The organism is Clostridium transplantifaecale (assembly GCF_900626075.1).
Classification (GTDB): domain Bacteria; phylum Bacillota; class Clostridia; order Lachnospirales; family Lachnospiraceae; genus Otoolea; species Otoolea transplantifaecalis.
The window spans coordinates 477,183-498,036 of the sequence record NZ_UYZY01000005.1 but is presented as its reverse complement, the minus strand read 5'-3'; the positions used below and the strand labels follow the sequence as shown (position 1 = coordinate 498,036).

Annotated in this window: 16 protein-coding genes; 6 read left to right on the top strand and 10 right to left on the bottom strand. The window is 48.6% G+C overall.

The annotated features are described in order from the left end of the window. Positions 1-50: 50 nt before the first annotated feature. Together EJL91_RS19530 and EJL91_RS19525 are read right to left on the bottom strand one after the other, a co-directional pair. The gene (locus tag EJL91_RS19530) at positions 51-2,858 is read right to left on the bottom strand and encodes a leucine-rich repeat domain-containing protein (RefSeq protein ID WP_164516892.1); all 2,808 of its coding nucleotides are present in this window, start codon (positions 2,856-2,858) and stop codon (positions 51-53) included. Between the two features lie 315 nt (positions 2,859-3,173). Continuing rightward, positions 3,174-3,902: a LytR/AlgR family response regulator transcription factor gene (locus tag EJL91_RS19525; protein WP_125143625.1), complete on the bottom strand. Its 729-nt coding sequence runs from the start codon at positions 3,900-3,902 to the stop codon at positions 3,174-3,176. A gap of 197 nt (positions 3,903-4,099) precedes the next feature. Here EJL91_RS19525 and EJL91_RS19520 point away from each other — a divergent pair, with 197 nt between their 5' ends. The 3 genes from EJL91_RS19520 to EJL91_RS19510 are packed head-to-tail and all read left to right on the top strand — an operon-like array spanning position 4,100 to position 9,265. Continuing rightward, positions 4,100-4,822, top strand: coding sequence for a LytR/AlgR family response regulator transcription factor (locus EJL91_RS19520; protein ID WP_243125482.1), 723 nt, complete (start codon positions 4,100-4,102; stop codon positions 4,820-4,822). After that, on the top strand, positions 4,819-7,329 hold the full coding sequence (locus tag EJL91_RS19515; protein WP_125143623.1) for a hypothetical protein: 2,511 nt from the start codon (positions 4,819-4,821) through the stop codon (positions 7,327-7,329). The genes EJL91_RS19520 and EJL91_RS19515 overlap by 4 nt, the downstream gene beginning before the upstream one ends. A 49-nt stretch (positions 7,330-7,378) precedes the next feature. Beyond that, entirely contained in the window at positions 7,379-9,265 is a 1,887-nt protein-coding gene (locus EJL91_RS19510) for a sensor histidine kinase (protein WP_243125481.1), read from the top strand. A gap of 126 nt (positions 9,266-9,391) precedes the next feature. Here the strand turns inward: EJL91_RS19510 and proC are convergent, their stop codons facing one another. From proC to EJL91_RS19495, 3 genes are all read right to left on the bottom strand, one after another. Beyond that, entirely contained in the window at positions 9,392-10,189 is a 798-nt protein-coding gene (gene proC / locus EJL91_RS19505; RefSeq protein WP_125143622.1) for a pyrroline-5-carboxylate reductase, read from the bottom strand. Positions 10,190-10,249: 60 nt separating this feature from the next. Continuing rightward, positions 10,250-11,230 carry a hypothetical protein gene (locus tag EJL91_RS19500; RefSeq protein ID WP_206429523.1) on the bottom strand — a complete coding sequence of 327 codons (981 nt, stop codon included), beginning with the start codon at positions 11,228-11,230 and terminating at the stop codon, positions 10,250-10,252. Between the two features lie 234 nt (positions 11,231-11,464). Next, a complete protein-coding gene (locus tag EJL91_RS19495; RefSeq protein WP_125143621.1) occupies positions 11,465-12,094 on the bottom strand; it encodes a class I SAM-dependent methyltransferase in 630 nt (209 codons plus the stop codon). Between the two features lie 96 nt (positions 12,095-12,190). Here EJL91_RS19495 and yeiL point away from each other — a divergent pair, with 96 nt between their 5' ends. Continuing rightward, complete coding sequence (yeiL, locus tag EJL91_RS19490; RefSeq protein WP_125143620.1) at positions 12,191-12,850, top strand: transcriptional regulator YeiL; 660 nt, start codon at positions 12,191-12,193, stop codon at positions 12,848-12,850. On the opposite strand, the gene EJL91_RS19485 is transcribed toward yeiL, so the two are convergent. The 4 genes from EJL91_RS19485 to EJL91_RS19470 form a co-directional block, all read right to left on the bottom strand. Next, positions 12,851-13,111 carry a hypothetical protein gene (locus EJL91_RS19485; RefSeq protein ID WP_125143619.1) on the bottom strand — a complete coding sequence of 87 codons (261 nt, stop codon included), beginning with the start codon at positions 13,109-13,111 and terminating at the stop codon, positions 12,851-12,853. Positions 13,112-13,388: 277 nt separating this feature from the next. After that, the gene (locus EJL91_RS19480) at positions 13,389-14,534 is read right to left on the bottom strand and encodes a sensor histidine kinase (protein ID WP_125143618.1); all 1,146 of its coding nucleotides are present in this window, start codon (positions 14,532-14,534) and stop codon (positions 13,389-13,391) included. Continuing rightward, on the bottom strand, positions 14,528-15,211 hold the full coding sequence (locus tag EJL91_RS19475; protein WP_125143617.1) for a response regulator transcription factor: 684 nt from the start codon (positions 15,209-15,211) through the stop codon (positions 14,528-14,530). The genes EJL91_RS19480 and EJL91_RS19475 overlap by 7 nt, the downstream gene beginning before the upstream one ends. Positions 15,212-15,319: 108 nt before the next feature. Further along, complete coding sequence (locus EJL91_RS19470) at positions 15,320-15,649, bottom strand: hypothetical protein (RefSeq protein ID WP_125143616.1); 330 nt, start codon at positions 15,647-15,649, stop codon at positions 15,320-15,322. A 364-nt stretch (positions 15,650-16,013) separates the two neighbouring features. On the opposite strand from EJL91_RS19470, the gene EJL91_RS19465 reads away from it, so the two are divergent. After that, positions 16,014-17,249, top strand: coding sequence for an MFS transporter (locus EJL91_RS19465; RefSeq protein WP_125143615.1), 1,236 nt, complete (start codon positions 16,014-16,016; stop codon positions 17,247-17,249). 13 nt (positions 17,250-17,262) lie between these two features. Then, the gene (locus EJL91_RS19460; protein WP_164516891.1) at positions 17,263-18,981 is read left to right on the top strand and encodes a CE1 family esterase; all 1,719 of its coding nucleotides are present in this window, start codon (positions 17,263-17,265) and stop codon (positions 18,979-18,981) included. A 108-nt stretch (positions 18,982-19,089) separates the two neighbouring features. Here the strand turns inward: EJL91_RS19460 and rny are convergent, their stop codons facing one another. Then, positions 19,090-20,634: a ribonuclease Y gene (rny, locus tag EJL91_RS19455; protein WP_125143613.1), complete on the bottom strand. Its 1,545-nt coding sequence runs from the start codon at positions 20,632-20,634 to the stop codon at positions 19,090-19,092. Positions 20,635-20,854: the final 220 nt, after the last annotated feature.

Genomic DNA, 20,854 nt, shown 5'->3' with positions numbered 1-20,854 from the left:
GGGCGCGGCAGGATATTCTGCCGCGCCCTTGTGTCAGCTCTTAAACCGTTCTACTGAACCCAAACTCCGTTCCCGTCTACTTTGTATCCGTCCGGTGTTGTTGTGTTCTTAAGAAGCATTCCGTTGCCGGAGCCCTCTTCCGTGCTGAAATAGTACCATTTTCCGTCAATCAGGTTCCACCCCGTATACATATACCCCCTTGTTCCGTCTGCCGCCGGATGGAGATAATAGGTTCTGTCTTTTTCATCTGTAAACCAGCCGGTCTTCATATAACCGTCCTGGTCAAAATAATACCATGCAAACTTTCCGTTATATGGAAGGTATCCCCATTGGGCGGACGGTATCTGTCCGTTCAGCGTATAACGCCATCCGCGTGCATCCTGAACCCAGCTTCCGTAATGGGTTCCTCTGTCCCTGCCTGAAGTGGATGGAGAAGAAGTGTCAGGAGTGTCGGGAGTCGGCGGCGGTGTCGGCCGATCTCCCGGGATCCATGGCAGCCACTGCTGATCGGAGCTTGCATATCTCTCATAGAAATTCTGTAATTCTCTATCACCTACCCACCTCAGTGTCTCAATCGTCTTGCCCTGGTGAGTGCATCCTGTAAATACGTTATTCCCCAAGGTTGGCGGTGTATTGGGCACTTCCAGCCAATGCAGGGAGGTACATCCTGCAAACGCTTCATCGCCGATCTCTTTAATTGATTCAAGCCTCATTTGTACCAGTCCGGTATTGTTTTTAAAAGCGCTGGCCGAGATTTTGGTTACCGTATTTAAAAATACCCACTTCAGTGATGCAGGTAATTTGCAGTTTTCAGGAATTTCCGTTGCATATTTAGCATTGTCCACCTCCGACGATCTTCCCACTGTCAGAGTCTCGAGGGCGGTCAAATTCTCAAGCTGGCTCCAGTCTTCCGCCGTAAGTTTTGCACCGGCCACACTCAACCATTTCACATTGGACAACGACCCATTTCCGCTTATTTTCTGCATAATTTCAAGCAGATTTTCTCCTCTGTCAATATGAGAAGTGCTCTCTCCCGCGAAAATGTACTCCACGGTCATCTCTTTGCTTGATATGCTTGATAAGTCCAGAACCCTGCTCCATTCCGGATCATAGGAATATCCGGTGACCGCATTCTCAAGCCTGCTGCCTGTCAGCGCATCTCCCCCGTCATCCACCAGGCTGTAGTCAAACCTCTGCTCCTCCGGGAAATTCTGCCAAATATACGGTGCAGCCTCAGGCAGGATCAGTTTGATACGGTTTTCAGGAGATGTGCTGAGCCCTGCAAAAGCATTGCCTATCACATATCCTGCAGACGAAATATCAACCGCGCTCAAATTCACGCAGCCTTTAAACAGTCCGGACTCTACCCAGTTAAGCTTTGGAAGGGCGATTGATTCTAAGCCCGTGCAGTTCTCAAATACATTATCTCCTGTAATATACACTGTCGGCAGCTCCAGCCCTTTAAACGATGTACATCCCGAGAACGCTCTTTTTCCCATGGAGTAAAGTTTCGGCATATCAACCGCAGTCAGGGACGTGCAGCCTGAGAACACTTTTTCTCCCATGTTTTCCAGTTCCGGCATACCGACCGTACTTAAAGATGTACAGCCCTCAAATGCGCGATTACTGATCCTTTGCAAATCCGGTGCATCTATATCGGCTAATTCCGCATTGCCATAGAAAGCATACTGGCCGACAGATGTGACTCCCGGCATGCTTACTTTTTTAAGCTTGTCAAACCCTTTGAACAGATAGCCCGGAATGTCTACTACACTCGCATTATAACCTGACCTCGACGGACTGTTCTTCGCCGCATTTTCTCCGTTCCAGTTAAAATAAATCTCTTCCAGGGTATCGTTATGAGCATCATCATAAAGTCCGGTCAGAAACACCCTGTCAAGATCCTTTGACAGGTATAGCCTCTTGAGATTGGGCAGATTCATAAGCTGATACCACTCGTCGGCTGTTATATCACCTGCCGTTATCTCAAGTTCTTCTATAGCCCCCTTCTCGCTGTCACTCAGCTCATCCAGATACTTGCTTATGCTGGGCCAGATCTTCCCGTCTATTTTGCTGTATTGCGGAAGAACGAAATAGGTATATCCAATCAGCTCTTTTCCATGTTTCAATTCTACTTTAAATATCCTATCAAATGTTCTGTTTTCAGGATTAACCAGATCATTCTTGAATTTTAAAGAGATCCCATAAGTGCCGTTTTTGTTAATTTCAACGTCTGTCCCCGATACTGAAGCTGAAGCTCCATCCTCTGTAATGGTTACTGTATAACTGCTATTGGACAGATCGCTTGGGCTTGCCCATTTCTCACTTTTGTCAAGCATTACTTCCTGTGTTTTTCTGTCATAGCTCCTACTAATACTATTTGAAAATACACGCAGGAACCAGTTTCCTCTGATCTCAACTTCTCCCTGATACTGCCCGGTTCCTTCCCCTACACTGAAATTCACTCTGGCCGGGAGCTTTTGTTGGCGCATCAGCTGCATAAAATTATCCGATTCATTATTCAGTGCAAAGTTAAGCTCCGAAGTATCTTCATCATACTCCCAGTTTATAAGCTCACTCGCCGATGCGGTGAGTTCAGAGCTGGATGCTGCAAGTTCAGATCCGGATGCCATCAACGCATTCGCCGGGCTGGCAAGATTGACCGATGTCTCCTGATACCCCGGCTCTATATCATAATCTCCCAGATACTCAGTGACCATCAGGAATGGTACGATATCCTTCTCAAATAGTCCTTGCGCTTTTCTTAAACCCGCGCCGAACGCCGTTCCGCTGAACATGGTTCCCAGCATTGATACAACGAGCGCAGTACTCAGCATACTTCGCAATTTCCTTTTCATCCTTTTTCCTCCTTTTTCCTGTTTCATCCTTTCATTTTCATGACTGTTTTTTTCTGTTCTTTTTCATATACCTCCCGATTCCCATAATCTTATCCCTACCATATTTCTGTGTATCGCGGAACGTGTTACTGTTCACAGAACTGCGGTTTTTACAGGGATTTAAATAGTAACATAAATATATCACAGTTCCCTGCTTAAGCAGTCCGGGTGTGCTAAAAGTCACGTTTTGCGATACAAAAATCATGCCGTTTCTCATCCCTTTCTTAAAGCCCCACCCCGTCTAAGGTTACGGTTCACTCCGTGCACAGTAACCGTCTAAGCCAACCTCCATTCCTGACTCATAATATAGTCAAAATACTGCTTTCGAAGCTGTTTCTTTTCACGTACTTTAATCGGTATTTTATCTCCGTTATTCATTGTAAAATCGTCTTTAGCATCCGCAACATAATCCATATTGACTATAAAACTTCTGTTACATCTTAAAAATCTGGCGCCGGTCAATTCGGCCTGAACATCGTCCAGCTTCTTGCGGATTGTATGTTCTATCCCATTGTTGCAGACGATCCGGAGGTTCATCCTGATGCTCTCAATATACATAATATCGTCATATGCGATTCTCCTCCCCGTGTTTTTGCCCACCACCAGAAGACTTTGCCTGAGCCTGGGATACCGTTCTACCATAAAACGGTTTAAGGCGTCCTCCAGCCTGTCCGTATCCAACGGCTTCAGCAAATAATCACTGGCCCGGACCGAGTATCCGTCAATCGCATAATCCCGGCTGGATGTCAGGAAAATGATTGCCACTTTTCCATCATAGCCGCGTATCTGGCGCGCCGCCTCAATCCCATTCATAAACTTCATACAGATGTCCAGAAATATCAGATCATATTTTCTGTTACCGTCCTCATATTGCTCAATCAGATCTTCCCCGGAATCAAAATATGTAATTTCCAGGGCTTCGCTGCGCCCCTTCATCTTCTGTGCCAGTTGACCGCCGACGAGTGTCCGATCCGCTTTGTCATCATCACAAATTGCCACTACCATAATCAGTCCCCCATGTTAAGCATTCGTAACTATTCAGTACCTAATGATATAAAAGTAGGACTAAATTTCGCTTCCGGCAACCAGCTGGGGATAATTGGAAGTGAAACGGGACAAATGGTCTTATTTTCACTTGCGGCAGTTAATTTTCTATGCTATAAAAAAAGAATATGACAATACCGCTGAAAGGAAGATTTTTTGTGAAAATTGCAATCTGTGATGACGATGAAACAATACGAAACCAACTGCGTGGGTTTATATTCCGCTATGCGGGTGAGAATACCCTTGATTATAAAATCTTAGAATTCTGCAAAAGCGACTCGCTTTTAGAACAGGCCCGTCAGGATCCGGATATCGGAATCCTGTTTCTGGATATCTATATGTCCCCTGTTTCCGGTATAGATTTGGCGGAAACGCTCCGTGCCGAAGGCAATTCCTGCTCTATCATCTTTGTGACCGTCAGTACGGATCATTATGCCAGAAGTTATGAAGTGGACGCGGAGCACTATCTGGTCAAGCCGATTACATACGAACGTGTCTGCCAGGCGCTTTCACGATGCCGGGGCGTACTCGCCTCCTCAGCCAGATGTGCCTCCTTTCTCTCCGGCGGCCGTGAAATTCTCGTACCTCTCAAGGATATCCGTTATGTGGAAGTATTCAGAAATCAGACCATTGTCCATGCCGGCAGAGATATCACTCTGCGTTCCACATTAGAAACCGTCGCCGGACAGATCTCGGACAGCCGTTTTCTGCGCACCCACAGGAGCTTTTTGCTTAACATGGACTATATCGACAAACGGTGCGGCTGCGATATCTATCTTAAAACCGGGGAAAAAATCCCCTTAAGCCGTACGTGTGAAAAGATCTTTGAAAGGGAGTATGGGCGTTTTCTGACCGCCTCTATGACGGGTACATCGCTATGAACCGAAAACAGAAAGCTCTAATCTGCGCAGTGACGGGCACTGCCTTTTTGCTTTCTTCGGTGCTCGGAGGCGCCGCTTCTGTCCAGGCATTCACTTCGGGACAGGCATCCGAAACCGCGGAGGGCAAAAATACGAAAGGCGGGAATCCTGCATCGCCCGGAAATGCGGATGAAGAAGGCGATCATGATATCGATAAGAACTCAGGCGGTGATGCCGGTAACAATCTTCGGCCCCAACCGGCGACACCAAGCGACGCATTACCGGACGTTCCCCCAAAACCAGGACTGCCGGATGACACGCATCATAAAACAGAATCGGAGCAGGAACCGGCTGATGATATCATCCATGTTCCCATTCCGTCCCCGATTCCCGTTCCTGCCACTCCGTCCGAGACTGCCCCGGAGGAACTATTTTCTCCGCTATCCGGACAGCAGGAATTGGAATATACGCTTTGCAGTTATTACTTCTTTTATAACAGCCATCCGGCTCTCATTGAGCCGGGTGACGGCATTGAAGCATTTGAATGGGGGGTAAATCCGGTCGAAGTCTACCTGGACGGCCCGGACGGCCATCTTGATGATTCTTTCTATGTGGATGTGGACTGGGATTTTTCCGAAGTGGATTTCGGCAGAGAGGGAACGTACACCATCACCGGAACCTTTGAGCCGGATCTGATTGACTGCCCGGTAGATTGGGACAATGCAGCTCCCCCTTCTTTTATTCTTCAGATTGTGAAGAGACGTATTCTGTCCTTCCAACCGGAAGTGTCGGGAAATACCCTGACACTTCACTACCTGATGGAGGGAGAGCCCTATCGTTTACCGGATATGGCAATGGAATTATATGAAAGTGTGGATGACGGCGAAAACTGGAGCAATATTACCCGCACCAACCGGGTGAAAATCTCGGATGACCGGCTCGTGATCTCCGGTGTCAGCGGGGACTGCCTGTTTCAGGCCGTCGATTTGCACCTGGAAAATCTGGATTATTCCTGCTCGGATCTGGTACGGATAACCGGAGAAAATGACCTGAAAGCAGAACTTATCAGTTCCGACGGCAAAATGGGCGGAGATTCCTGGAATGAAGGCAACTGGGATACAACGCCCATTGAGGAGGGACCTTATCAAGTACTCGGTTACGGAACCTCGCCAAGAAATATCCAGCCATTACATACCTTGATGCTGAAAGGAGAACCGGAACAGGAGCAGATTGAATTTTTCAATCAAATTTTTGCTTTCTACGGAGATCGGCAGGGGCTCTGGAAGAACAGTGTCCGTCTCGACGTGGACTGGGATCGGCAGGCTCTTGAGCACATCGACTGGAACCAGACGGGCGATACTTTCATACGGGGACAATTTTCAGAGGAATCCATCAGTAAATACTCTGGACTTCTCGATTTTTCCTCCATGCCGGAACTGACTCTGAAAATTACCATTTATGAGCAATTTCCTTCCTTTGTCATCGTCCCAAAAGAAGAGAAGCTCTATGAAAACAACCGGGTGGAGTTCCTGTTCGAAAATGATAACCTCGATCCCGTTTATTTCCCGGATACCTCCGAACTCACCGTCTGGTGCTGTGATAACGCCAATCTTGATTGGTATAATATCACAAACGCCCCGAATGTAACCGTTAACAATCACTTTTTATCCATATCCGGCCTGAAGCAGGAGATACTGAGAAACGGGACCGGCTATACGTTCCAGGTGGAACAGAATTCCCGTTCTGATCTTAACCCCTTTTCTGTCGGTATCAATGTAAGCCACGGTATATGGGGACTTTCCTTCAGTCAGACAGTTGATGGGGAACGGGGCGGCGGGAAACGCCACAACAAGGCTCCCGAAGGTCTGTTTGACGGCAGCGGTCCAGATGAAGGGGAGCCTTCCCCTACTCCGCCTGAACCTGACAATCCGCCGGCTCCTCCTGAACCGGATAGCGGTTGGGAAACGGATCCAGACGGAAATCACGGTTCTTCCAGTGACTCCGGCGGCGGCAGCAGCTCATCAGGCAGTTCAAACAGCAGCAACGGCGATTCATACAATCCTTCAGATGAGAATAACCGAAGCTCTATAGAGGCAGATGTCGATGACGGCAGCAGGTACCTTCCAGACGGTGTCTCTGATAGCGCCGGAAGATATAATGAGCCCCCACATGCATCAGACACCGATGGAAGTCCTGTCTCTGCGGCAAATTCTGACGCTGCCTCCCACCTGTCACCAGTACCGGACGGCAGCATGACAGGTGGCTTAACAGAACCCGGAACGGAGCCTGGGGCAGGTACGGACGCTTCAGGTATACCAGACGGGACAACCGCGGCAGCAATAGCCGCGGGAGGGAATGACGCCGCCTGCCGTGAATCCGGAATTAACTCCACAGCGAAAGAAGACAGTTCCGGCAATGTCACTGCAAAAAGCCGGAAACTTCCCCCCGGTTTTTTACGGGCTGCTGCCGGCCTGGCTGCAGTCGTCTCGGGCTCTGCAATCGGCTTTTTTATGATAAGGAGGCGGTAATATCAGCGCTTCAAATTATGTCAAACGCTTTTCCTGGCTGTTGTGCGCCGTGGCTCTTACCGCAGCCCTTATTTTCCTGCAATACCGGTTTGACAACAAATATCAATATTCCGAACCATATGGAAAAAGCGGCGTGCTGGATCTGCGCGGTACAAAGCAGACGGATTTTTTGTCCATCCTGACCTACGGCTGGGAATTCTACTCCCAGGAACTGATTGACCCGGGCAGATTTGACGGCCGGGAACCATTTTTGATCTACCTGGGCGAATACGGCGGCTTTGAGGCCGGACATCAGGGACAAAGGCCGGAAGGCTCGCCTCACGGCTGTGCCACTTACCGCCTGAAGCTCCTGCTGCCCCCGGAAACAAGGGAATATGCTCTGGAACTTCCTGAAATTTTCTCCGCTTCCCGTGTTTTCGTAAACGGCCGTCTTGTAAGCAGCCTCGGCAATGTGTCGGATCTGCTGGAAGAACCGTCAATCCGTACGGGGATGATCACGTTTCAGGCGGCAGGGCAGGCGGAAATTGTAGTTCAGGCGGCCGATTCCTACCACTATTACAGCGGCATGGTCTACCCTCCCGCTTTCGGCACCGTGGCCGCCGTATCCGACTTAATTTCCTTCCGATTTCTGCGCACCTGCATCATGGTAATTTCTTCTCTTACCATTGGATTTCTCTATCTGCTGATTGGAATCCGGACCGGAAAGGACGGGAAGCGGATGAGTATGTTTGCCGCCGTGAGCCTTTCGTTTGCTTTCCACGTCATGTATCCCCTTTTCCATCTGTTCGGGGCGGGGTACTGGACCTATTATCTGGAAGACGTGAGCTTCTGTCTGTTCCTGGCGCAGGCCGCACTGCTTCACTGCAGCCTGTGCGGGATAAACGGACGGCCGCGCCGCCTTGTGATGGCCGTCACTTATACTGCGGCAGGCCTCTCCCTCGTTGTACCTGCCCTGTTATTGCGGCACAGCCTGAATGCCATGATGATTTACTCAGCATTTCTCGGCATATACAAACTGGCTCTCTTCGGCTGGCTTATTACCACCGCCCTGCTAAACAGAGAGCAGAGGGAGAGGATGAACAGCCTGCTGCTAACCGGTCTGTGCGTTCTCGCCGCCGCCATTCTGGCCCAGCAGGCCGCCCCCATCTTTGAACCGGTGCGCTTTGGCTGGCCGGTTGAAAATGCAGGCTTTTTCTTCATCCTCCTTCTGGCCGGAGGTCTCTGGTACGACACGGTTTCCGCCTATGCACAGCGGGCCGCCCTGTCGGAAAATATGCGGCTTATGAAACGGCAGTTCTCCCTTCAGGAGGAAAACTACCGCCTTATATCCGACAATTTTGAACAAACGAGAAGAATGCGGCATGACCTGCGCCATCATTTAAATACGATGAACGAACTGGTACGGCAGAAACAGTACGATGAACTGCGCAGTTATATAAAGGGCTATGTAAACAGCACGGAACAGTCCTCCTGGCCGCTTCTGTGTGACAACCATGCAGCAAACGCGGTGCTGGCCTACTACCAGCAGCTGGCCGCACAGAAAAAGGTTCCTCTGCTCATGAAGGTCGCCCTGCCTCCCGTACTCAAACTGGAGGGCTGGAGCCTGGGCGTCCTGTTTGGAAACCTCCTGGAAAATGCGATCGAGGCGTCCGAAAAGCTTCCGTGTGAAATACGGAACGTGAGCGTATATTCCAGGATTTCAAAGGGAAATCTGCTCATCAGCGTTAAAAATCACTGGAATGGTGAGTATTCCTCCCAAGGCCGCCGGATTCATTCAACGAAACATGAGGGATTTGGAATCGGTCTCTCCAGTGTCCAGAGCCTTGTGAAGGAAAATGGAGGCCAGTTCTATCTGATTCCGGGAGAGCAGGAATTCGAGGTTTCCATTGTTCTTTGGAACCAGGCTACATCCGGGGATTCAGAAGATACACGGTAAGTATCTGTCAGCAAAACAGGCCGCCGGCAAACAACGAAAAGCACGCTTCGCGAACTTTTCATTGCCACTCAAGAAAAAGCCCGCCATGAGACCGTATTTGCGGTTCCATGGCGGGCCTGGTAATTCTTATTTTAAATTCGTACATTTGTCATAGCAGGCATCCGATGCCTTGATAACGGCATTTCTGAACCCGTACTCTTCCAGAGCGGACACGGCGGCAATCGTTGTGCCGCCCGGGGAACACACCTTATCCTTCAGGGCTCCGGGATGTTCTCCCGTCTCCAGCACCATCCTGGCGCTGCCCGCTACGGCCTGGGCGGCCATCTTATACGCTGCATCCCTCGGAAGGCCGTATTTAACGGCGCTGTCGGCCAGAGCCTCGATGAACATGTAAACATAGGCAGGGGAACTTCCGCTCACACAGACCACGGCGTTCATTAAACGTTCTTCCACGATCTGCATCTTGCCGAAGGACTCAAAGAAGGCTTTAATTGTATCCAACTCCTCCTCAATGAAAAGGGACGGCTCATAGCAGACTCCCGTCATTCCCTCTCCGAGGAGAGCCGGTGTATTCGGCATTGCGCGGACAATTCTCTTATCCTCCCCGAGCTTTTCCTTCAGACTGTCCACCGTGATGCCCGGAGCGATGGAAATAATAATGTGATCCTTTGTCACTGTCCCCGCAATATCGGAGAGAACCGGTGCAAAGAACTGGGGTTTGACAGCCAGCACAATATATTTGGCCGAAGCGGCACACTGCGCATTATCCGCCGCCGAAGCGACCCCCGTCTCCTCCGAGATCTGCCCGCATCTTTCCCGGTTGACATCCGTAAAAATAATCTCCTCTTTACCGTATACCTTTAAAAGTCCTTTCAGAATGGCATATCCCATATTTCCCATTCCGATAAATCCTATTTTGGCCATCTCTCTGTCCTCCATTTTGCTGCATTAATTCTGTTTACTATCCTATGATATTTCATCCGGTTATGAGATCCTGACTCCGTCCCCGTTCACCGTATGGCCGTCCGGGGTCTGGCAATTCGTCTGCATATCGCCGTCCGGCCCCATGTAATACCAGAGATCCTTCCACTGAACCCAGCCGGTAACCATATAGCTGTTCTCACCAAAGAAATACCATTTGTTGTTGATAAATGCCCAGTTATTGATGGTCTGAGATCCGTCAGGGTTGATGAAACGCCAGCCGTTCTGATCCTGTACCCACTGGCCCGGCGTAACTTCCGAATTATTCTGCACCGCGCCGTTACCCGAACCGGCCAGGGCCGCCGCGTCGGAAGGGCTTACGTATTTACTCTCAGACTCTGTAAATTTCCCTTCCTTCATCCCCTCGCCGCCTGTGGCCCGGACTTTATAATAATACTCGCCGTCTTTTCGTATCGCCGTACCAAAATCAAGCGTAGTTTCCGTTGTGATTTTCTTGCTTCCCACCGCCCTGCTGTCGCGGTACAGATAAACTTCGTATGCCGTTGCCCCCTCTGCCGGAGCCCATGTCGCAACCGTGCCGTTTAAATATGCATATTCAACGGGACCGACCCTCTGGGACATCGGCTTCAGATCCAGCATAACGATTAAGGTCTGGGAATCTTTCTTCTTGGTTTTATATACGGTTGCCTCATCCCCCTTAATCTTCACCTTATCTTTAGATACTGAAAAATAATAGTCATCCTCCGCGGAGATCGTCACATTTACCCTTGGCTTATGCTCAGGCCCCCAGGTAAATCCCTCGTTGTCAATCTCCCACTCCGTAACGCTGTAATTATCCGCCGTTGTATCAATCTCCAGCTCCTCTTCCTCATCCAGCGCGCTCCCAATCTGCAGGTTATCCTTCAGCTCCAGCTTGATCGAAGTGATTTTATTTTTACTGGCGCCAAAAGAGGTTACCGTAAATACCCCGGCAGCCAGCATCAGTGTCATCGCCGCTGCGTACCATCTCTTTCCTGATCTCATAGACTTCTCCTCTCACGTATAAAAGCCGGGCGAATTCCTGACTGTAAAGCCACCCGGAGTTTTCCACTATTTTCTTATAAAACTATCATACCCCAGACCAGCCAAATATACAAGAAAAAAAGGCACGAAAGGACGGTGAACGTAACAGTTCAGCCATGATGCATCCCGCGAGGTGTTTTCACATATTTGGTGAACCATTTTCATGGCCGAGACCTCCCTGTGCCTGAACCTGCGTTATTTTCTTCCAATATAATAGAATCCGTTCGACCGGTTCCCGTTCATTGTCGTAAATACAAGATGTTCATACCGTAAGCCGGTAAACCCGGATAAAAGACTTTGAATCCAGCTCTCTTCATGATGCCTGCACACTGCGCCTTCCGGCAGTTCAAATACACCGTATATCTGATAGCGAGCCCTGTATTTTTCATATCTGGCCGTATTTCTCTCATCCGTATTCAGCAGAAAATCATTGACATACAAAATACCGCCGGGCCTTAAAACTCTCTGTATCTCACCGATCAGCTTCTTCTGTTTTTCATCCTCTCGGATGCAGGTCAATACGGCGAACAGAATCACTGCGTCTACACTCCCGTCCGGCAGGTCAATCCTCTCCGTCTGCATTACTCTCAAATCAAGCCAGGGGTACTGTGCCCGCCCCCGTTTTATCATCCCTTCGGAAAAATCCATCCCTGTCAGGTGGCAGTAACCAAGCCGGTGAACCTCCTCCAGCGTGCGTCCATACCCGCACCCCACATCCAGAATTGTTTTCTCCTTATCCACATACCGGGTGAATTCCTCCGCGTGGAACGGTGTGGTAAATGTCTTTGTCTCCGATACCTCATTCCAGTAAGATTCCTGTTCCATGATCCTGCTCTCCTCTGCTTTTTTCTTTGCATTATATCAGCAAAAATGGTACAGTAATATGAGAAATCTCACACTGTATACGAGAGGAAGTTTCAAATGAATTTAAAAGCAGACGGCGGACAGACCGAAGCGTATTATAACCATTTCCCTTTAACCGGCTTTTTTGAATTCGACGTGCGGCCCTTTACCACGGTCAAAACCTTTAAAAGCGGGGAAATGCTTCTTGAGGAAGGCTCCATCCCTTCCTGCCTCTATTATCTGATAGACGGCAGGGCCAAACTTTATCTGACCCAGGAAAACGGCAGGATTTCCCTGATTAATTTTATCAATGCCCCCTGTTTTATCGGAGAAATGGAACTGATCGGGGCCCAGACATTTTCAAACGGCGTGTCGGCCATCATCCCCTGCACCTGCTATGCCATACGGATATGCGATTGCAGGGAACTGCTTTTAAACGACAGGAAGTTTCTCCGCCATCTCTGCCTTTACCTGAGCCGGAAGGCACTTGGCAATACAAGCAATTATTCAAAAAACCAGTCTTTTCCCCTGGAAAACAGACTGGCTGATTTTATTCTGATGACGGCCCATAGCGGCCTTTACCGGGAGCGGCACACGGAAGTTTCCGAATTTCTCGGCGTAACCTACCGTCATCTGCTCTATGTACTGGCTGGTTTTGTGAAAAAGGGAATCCTGCAAAAGACAAAACAGGGATATCTCATCCTGGATATGGAGGCTCTGCGTTCCCTGGCGCGCTGATTACCGTTTTGCCGTGACATTTGCTTTCTTTCTTTTGTTGATCTTCAGCCCGGTAAGCAGGAAAATAGTGCCCAGCACAAAAGCAGCCGGTACGGAAATTGTATTGATGACAAGGAATCCCAGCCGGATGGAAGGCCATATCTGAGGAACTCCCTGAAACCATTTGTTTGCCACGTAAGAATTGAGCAGGATATCTCCCGCCATAAAAATATAGAACACAACAGCACTGTATAAGGCCTTATTCATCTTTCTGTTTTTCATAATCCCTCCTGAATCAAACCGAATCTGTCTCTCTGAATTGTATTTTCCTTCTATATCCCTGCCGGCCGCCTCAGGCGGACTAAAAAGCATGGTTTGCCAGATAAAAGAGCAGGAATGTATGGGCCGGATAAAAGATATAAAAGAACCGGATATTCCTTCTTACCAAAAAAGGTTCCTGCCTTTAAAACGAGACAGTCATGGATATTGCTTCAGAAAATGGGAAATCTTTCCCATCCGGTTCCCCCTGGACTCTCTCCTCCGGAATGTAAGCCAGAAATCAAACCGGAAATTCAACCGTAATCTCCGTCCCCTCGCCGGGTGCACTTTTTATCTCTATCTTTCCTCCATGTTTTTCAACAATGTCACGCACCAGGGGAAGTCCTAAGCCGGCTCCGCCCACCGCACGGGAACGCGAACGGTCAACGCGGTAAAACGGTTCAAAAATATGGGGCAGATCCTCCGGGGGAATTCCGATCCCCGTATCTTTCATTTTTATCTTTATATTGTGTTCTGCCGCCTCCGCCGTGATACCGATCCTGCCGCCGTCACAGTTATACTTCGCCGCATTTTCTATCAGATTGCTCATCGCCCGGTAAATCATTACGCGGTTTCCGGTCATTTTAATCCCCTCCAGGCCCTGGACCGTTACCATGAGGTGCTTTTCCTTTAACAAAGGCGACAGCTCATCCATTGCAATCGCAACCGCTTCTTCCAAAATCACTTCTTCACCCATCTCACTGTCCTTATCGGATGTCAGCCGGAACAGATCATCCGTCAACCGTATCATCCGCTCCGTATTCGTCTTGACTACAGACAAGACTTTCTCCATCCGTGCCGGGGGAGTCTGGCTATCCAGTTCCATTACCTCCAGATTCACCAGAATCGTTGCAAGCGGCGTCTTCAGCTCATGGGCCGCGCTGGCCGAAAAGCGTTTCTGCCGTTCAAACGAGGCGCTTACCTTATCCATCATATGATTAAAGGACAGAGCCAGCCGTCCGATCTCGTCCTGCCTGTCCTGTATCTCCATATCCACGCGCCGCGACAAATCGTTGCCGCTGATCTCTTCAATTGTACTTGACAGATCCCCCAGCGGTTTCAATACCCGGCCGGCCATGATCCATGTTGCGCCCGTTCCGAAAACAAGCATCAGAAAAAGGCCTACCAGCCCCCACATATTGAACCGGGTTCCCGCCTTTTTTACTGTGAAGATGACGGACTGCATGTCTTCCGCCCCGCTCTTATTACTGATTTCCGTGGAAATCATCACATTCTTTGGTTCATACGTAATCTGATTCGGCAAATCCTGTACAAAAATCCGGTCGGCGCCGAACAGAAACATGCTGGTTAATATAACAGCCACTCCGGCCATCACCATAGCCGACAAAAGAGTCAGCCTCATGCGAAGCGATAATTTTTTCAACATGGCTCCTCCTCCCTGTCAATCACGTATCCGGCTCCCCGGATGCTCCGTATAATCTCTTTCCCTGTAACCGCCTGGAGCTTGCGCCGTATCACGCTGATGTAAACCTTAACCTGATTGGAAAACGGATCGGCCTCGCTGTCCCACACATGCTCCAACAGCTCCTCAGAACTGATTGGCCGTCCCATTCCCGCCATCAGATATTCCAGGATGGCAAACTCTCTCATCGACAGTTCCACCGGCCGGCCGTCGCAGCTAACGGTCTTTAAGTTTGTATCCAGAACAAGGTTCCCGCATTTAAGGGCAGCCTCCTCCTGGATAAAGGAACGGCGCAGCAGCACACGGATGCGCGCTTCCAGCTCGTCAAAATGAAACGGTTTGGTGAGATAATCACTGGCCCCGCCGTCCAGGCCCGTAATCTTATCAGCAATCTCAGAGCGGGCCGACAGAATCAGTACTTTTGTTGATTTATTCAAAGAATGGATATATTTAAGCACTTCCATCCCATCCAGGCCGGGAAGATTTAAGTCAAGAACTACCAGATCATAATCATTAATCCGGCAAAGTTCCGCGGCATCCGCTCCGTCGCCCGAAGCATCCACCGCGTAGCCGCGCTTTCTAAGGCCGTAGCACAGCGCCTCCTGCATATCCTCCTCATCCTCGACAACTAAAAGCCTCATATCCCACCAAATCCTTTCATTTTCAATACTTTTAAATTCTTTATAAATGCCTTTTTAAACTCCTTTTAGAACCGTATTCCCAACGGCCCTGTACCGCATCCTGCCAGATTAATTTCCGGAATACTCCTTTGTCACAAAGCTAACTGTGATATCTTCATCCTCACCCTGTTCCGGCCGGGTTGTGGATATGATTATTTTCGTTCCATCCGGTGCGGTTGCATAAAAATTACCGTCTTTATCCTTCTTCAGATCGGATAAGGAGATTTTTTGGCTGCCGTCAGGTTCCGTTGCGACAATACTGTAATCGCAGGTGGCCGACTTTGCAGGCTCCGCCGTGGTCTCCTTATATTCCTTCTCTGCTGCAAATGCGGAAAATGCCATTGACATCGTTGTAACGGCTGCGATAGCCAGGGCGAATGTAGTTTTGTTTTTTAACATAATTTGTTACCTCCTGTTATTTGTGGTTTTATTGCTGATGTGTTGTGATCACGTGTTCATTATACAGGATGTATGGTTAAAGTACGGTTAGAAAGCGCTGCCAATTTTCCGCAATTAGCTAAAATCAATCAGTCCCCGCAGAAATACCTCTATTCTGCGGATCCAGGGTTCAGATTATCAGATTTCCGGCATGAATGCAATTGGAATTCAATTAACCGGCCGCCGGGGCAGCCCGAATAACCAATGGCCGTTTACCTGCTGAATTTTCAAAGCGCTTCTTGTGCAGGGTGCATATTCCTTTTTAGAGTGAAATTTCGTATAGTCTGATAAAGGGATTAATACACAATGAAAGCGAGGAAATCACATGGTAACTCAGCAAAAATCAACAAAAAGTATCTTTCAGGTCATTTTTTCACGGAACTTTCTGACACTGATTATAAGCTATCTGTTTGCCTGTCTGGCCTTCTCCAGTGTGGGAAGTGAATTTGTTACATACGGAACGGATGAGCTGGGACTTGAGGCAGTAGTAGTCGGTTCGATTGCCGGCATGGTGTCGATGATCGGTTTAGTAATGCGACCGGTTACGGCTATTCTGGTAGACAAATTTAACAGGAAAAAAATGTTGTTAGTCGGTTATGCGATGCTGACGTTATCCAGCATTATCCTGATTTTTGCCAGATCCGTCGGCGGATTATATACAGCGCAGATTGTGCGTGGAGCGGCATGGGCCTTACAGAACAGCGCAGGTTTTATTATGGTCGGAGAGGTCGTGGATAAGGATGACCTGGGTATGGCAATGTCCGTCTATTCCATGGCGCAGGTCATTGCCTCCAGCTTCAGCGCAGTGCTGATCCTTGCAATTGCCAACAGCCTGGGATTTGAGGCCAGTTTTATTGCAACTTCTGTTTTTACGGCGATATCACTGCTCCTGATCGTTTCACTTCCATACAAATCAAAGATAAAAGAAGGACAGGAAAAATTTGCAGATGCCTTAAAAAGCATCCGGCTTAAGAATTTGTTTTCCGTTGAATGCCTGCCGATCCTGGTAATTTCTTTTGCTTTTCAGTTTGTCAGCATTATGATGGGAGCTTCCTGGGTCGTAAAATTCGCAAAAACGGAACTTAATATTATGAATGCCGGTTTGTTTGCAACAGTTGCCAACCTGATTATGTATGTGACCAAACCATATTTCGGACGCGTCATGGATAAATACGGCGCCAGGTGGTGTGTCTATGCATCGGGAGCCGGATACGCCCTGGCCTGTTTGGTGATGGCGCGGAGCACTTCTATGACGGGTCTTATTATGGCGGCAGTCATTTATGGAGTTCTCTGTGGCGGAAATGCAATGGCGGGAAGGACAATGGCCATGAAACGGATGCCCGTGGATAAACAGGCGGTTGCCAGCAGTACGGTCGGGATCGGCAATGACATCGGAATGACGGTTGCCAATATTATGATTCCTGTCTGGGCGGGCATGTTCGGTGGGTATAGCGGCGTGTACAATATTATGGCGGCAATTTCTGTTGCGGTAATTATCTATGGCGCAATCTACGGGAGAATTTATTTAAAGAAGAATCCTGAAAATGAAATGCGGTGGTAGGAGGCGAATAAATATGGAATGGAAAAAATTTCCCAATGATTTTATAAAGCAGTTTTCAAATATCTCTTCGGAGCGTCCTTATGAGACGCTTCTGACCGGCGGATACCGGGGGACGATGAAAACAGAAAACGGAATGCGCCAGTACTGGGTTTATTTCCCGGAGGGTATGGAATACAGCTGTAAACATCTGGTGCTGCTGATTCCCAATTCTGAGAGTGTGGATGCGTTTTTGGAAAGGACCGGATGGATAGATATTTCTAAGAAGGAAAAGCTTCTTCTCCTGATGGCGGGAAGCAGTGAAGATCCGTGGCTGACCGACGGGGAGGCGGCGTCCCGGCTGGTATCATTAAATCAGGTAAGAAACGACAGGACTTATATGGATACGCAAAGGGCATTCAGCTATTTTGCAGCATACGGGGAGGGCACAGAGCACGGACACCGGTATGTCAGCGCAAATCCTGCCCTCTATGCATCAGCGGCTTTTTTCGGCAAAATCATGATGAGCCAGGATGAACTTGAGAAGGAAGGCGAAAAAGGGACTGCGGCTTCCGACATTCTGAAAAGAGAATTGGCTTGCCCGGTATGCTTTATCGGCCGTCAAGAATGGTATCCCGAGTATGTGATCCGCTATTGGCGCCGTGCCGCTAAAACGGAAGAAAAAGCTTATCAGCAGGACAATATGACCGTATGGCTTCCAGATGCGGCACAGCACGGTTCTTCGGTCGATCACCAGCCGGTCGCACGCGTGGCCTGGATGGATACGGAATCATTTGGAAAGGATGTGACTCAAAAAGTATGGGAGCGCTTCTTGTCTAAAACAGTCCGGGCCACCGGAATTCTGAATGACGACCTTCATCCTTACCGCACGGAAGAACAGTGGGGAATCAGGCGGAAGGAAGTTCAGATAGACGGATTCAGACGTCATTGGTACGAATATGTTCCGGAACGGCTTTCCGTTTTAGCGGATGATAAAATTCCTGTAGTCGTATTTTTTCACGGTGGCTCTGCAAGCGCCCTCAGTGGTCTTTACTCTCATGAATGGGTGAATACAGCCAAAGAAAGAGGCTTTATCCTGGCTATGCCGACGGGAGCTATGCGAAAACAGGAGAATGTAATGCCGCATCCGGCCTGGAATGCAGCCGGGCTTTCGGATCATATGGATGATGAGAAATTGATCCGCCATATGTTAGCGGATATCCAATCGCGGTATGCAGTGGATCCGGGACGGATTTACGCCTGCGGACACTCCATGGGCGCAGCAATGGCCCAGCGTGCAGCGCTTGCCATGCCGGATATCTTTGCAGCGGCTGCCAGCAACTCAGGCGTCGTTACAGGCGGTTTTATGGGAGATTTCGATACTCCCGGTGTCCGTACGGATATTCCTGTCCCCATATGGATTCAGATGGGAGAAAAAGATGTAGGAGGCGGCACTCTTTTAAATAATGCCAATGCCGCAAGAACGGTTCATTACTGGGTAACGAGGTATCAACTTTCGGACGAGGAGACACCGGATTGCTGGAGAACCGGCAGATATTTAAACCGGGAGTGGAAAACAGAAGGCGGTGTGCCTATGGTACGGTATACTACTACCCTGGAAAAGCCGCATGCAATAACGCCTCAGGATCCCTGGTTCTATTACGATGAATTTTTCTGCCGCTTTTCAAAAGGGGAAAAGGGGGAATTGTATTACAAGGGAAAGATTGTAACGGATACAAATGGCATAAGATTATAAAAGTATAGATTAATAGAATGCGCAGTTATAAGAATTCAAAAAATGCCCTAAAACCATAGAATCTTTGATTCTTACGGTTTTAGGGCATTTATCTTTCATTTCGGAGAATTACTTCGCGTAATCGGTAACTCTTGATTCGCGGATCACATTTACTTTAATTTGACCAGGATACTGAAGCTCTTCCTGAATTCTCTTCGATATATCCCTTGCCATCAGCACCATATCATCGTCGCTGACCTGCTCGGGCACTACCATTATGCGGACTTCACGTCCCGCCTGGATTGCGAAGGACTTGTCCACTCCCTTATAGGAATTGGTGATATCCTCCAACTGTTTCAACCGGTTCGTATATGTCTCCAGAGTTTCCCTTCTTGCGCCCGGCCTGGCGGCTGAAATTGTGTCAGCGGCCTGAATGAGGCATGCAATAAGGCTCTGCGGTTCAACATCGCCATGATGAGACTCAACTGCGTTAATTACCGTCGCTGACTCCTTGTATTTTCTACAAAGGGCAACGCCTAATTCCACGTGAGTACCTTCCTGCTCATGGTCAACAGCTTTTCCAATATCATGTAATAAACCTGCGCGCTTCGCCGTGCGGACGTCTACGCCTACCTCTGCGGCAAGCAGACCCGCCAGCTGGGCCACTTCAATTGAATGCTTTAACGCATTCTGTCCATAGCTTGTCCTGAACTTCATCTTACCAAGCAGTTTCACAAGCTCCGGATGGATTCCATGAATGCCGACTTCCAGAAGAGCTGCCTCTCCTTCTTCGCGCACCATAGTCTCTACTTCCTTCTGTGCTTTCTCTACCATTTCCTCAATTCTGGCCGGATGAATTCGGCCATCCACAATCAGACGCTCCAGGGCAATTCTTGCCACTTCTCTTCTGATTGGCTCAAATCCGGAAAGTACGACTGCCTCCGGCGTATCGTCAATAATCAGTTCTACGCCTGTCAGTGTTTCAAGGGTACGGATATTACGTCCTTCACGTCCGATAATACGTCCCTTCATCTCGTCATTGGGGAGCTGCACCACGGAAACTGTGGTCTCCGCCACATGATCAGCAGCACAGCGCTGAATGGCTGTTACCACATAATCCTTTGCTTTCTTATCAGCTTCCTCTTTGGCTTTGGTTTCCATTTCTTTAATCAGTTTTGCAGTGTCATGCTTAACATCTTCTTCAACAGATTTAAGCAGGAATTCTTTTGCCTGCTCGGAAGTAAAACCGGATATTCTCTCCAGTTCCTGCGTACCCTTATCATAGAGTTCCTCCACTTCGGCGGTTCTCTTCTTGAGGGCCTCCTCCCTGTTTGCCAGACTTGCTTCCCTTTTTTCCATTGCCTCGGACTTCTTGTCCAAATTCTCTTCTTTGCTCAGTACACGTCGTTCATAACGCTGAAGCTCAGCTCTTCTTTCCTTTGTTTCTTTCTCAAGCTCATTCTTTGTCTTTAAGGACTCTTCCTTTGCTTCAAGGAGAGCTTCTCGCTTCTTAGTCTCTGCAACTTTTAATGCTTCATCTATTATTTCCCTTGATCGTTCCTCAGCACCGCCAATCTTCGTTTCATACGTTTTCTGACGATAGTTAATGGCCACAAACCAAGTAATAACAGCTACAATAATACCTGTAATGAACGGAATTATTACTTGTGACACAGGAGCACCTCCTTATTTAGTTTTCATTGTACAAGAATACAACGATCTAATTTTAAACTGTTTTATACATTATGTCAAGTATATTAAGAATCTGAAACCCTCTTTTCGGTTACTATTCACAGTCCTCCAAAAACAGGCCAAACCGCTGTCTATAACACACTTTACGATGCATAAAAACAGATGGGGACGCTCTTTCGCACCGCTGTTCCCGCGTTTTCCC